Origin of the sequence: Schinkia azotoformans LMG 9581 (assembly GCF_000307855.1) — a bacterium.
Taxonomy (GTDB): Bacteria; Bacillota; Bacilli; order Bacillales; family Bacillaceae_J; genus Schinkia; species Schinkia azotoformans.
The window spans coordinates 1-539 of sequence record NZ_AJLR01000136.1 but is presented as its reverse complement, the minus strand read 5'-3'; the positions used below and the strand labels follow the sequence as shown (position 1 = coordinate 539).

Genomic DNA, 539 nt, shown 5'->3' with positions numbered 1-539 from the left:
ACGTGAAGTTTCTCCTTGAGTGCGCTGATCTCCACGTAAATTAAAGATATAGAGGTAGTTGAATTCTTCAAACAATGATTTTCTAAGTCCATCTGCTCCACGAGAATCAATAAATGATCCATTTGATACAAACCCAATGACTCCTTGTTTTCCTAGCCTATCACTTGCCCATCTTATTGCTCGTATATAGCTATCCTGAGCGGTATTTTTAGCACCAGCCTTTGAATTTTTAATATAAGTATTTCTAATTCTTTTCTCTAAATTCGAATAGTGAATATTCTTATTGTTCTCATTCGCATTATTCTGTCCACTTGAATATGGAGGATTTCCAATAATTGCTGTGATTGGTACTTCTTGCTGTCGTTTTAAACGTGCGTCATTAGTTCCAAAGTAATCATCATCTAATGTATCCTCAGGCTCTGTACTCTCGAAAGTATCTGTTAAGACAATTCCTTCAAAAGGAACGTAGTCTTCTGCATCCCCGTTTATTTCATCAAAAGTTGCCTCAATGTTAATGGCTGCAATGTAATAGCTTAATA

Annotated in this window: 1 protein-coding gene; it reads right to left on the bottom strand. The window is 35.8% G+C overall.

Annotated features, from left to right (window positions below; genetic code table 11):
- On the bottom strand, positions 1–539 hold a 539-nt coding region (locus tag BAZO_RS16155), incomplete at both ends, for an Eco57I restriction-modification methylase domain-containing protein (protein ID WP_003332748.1).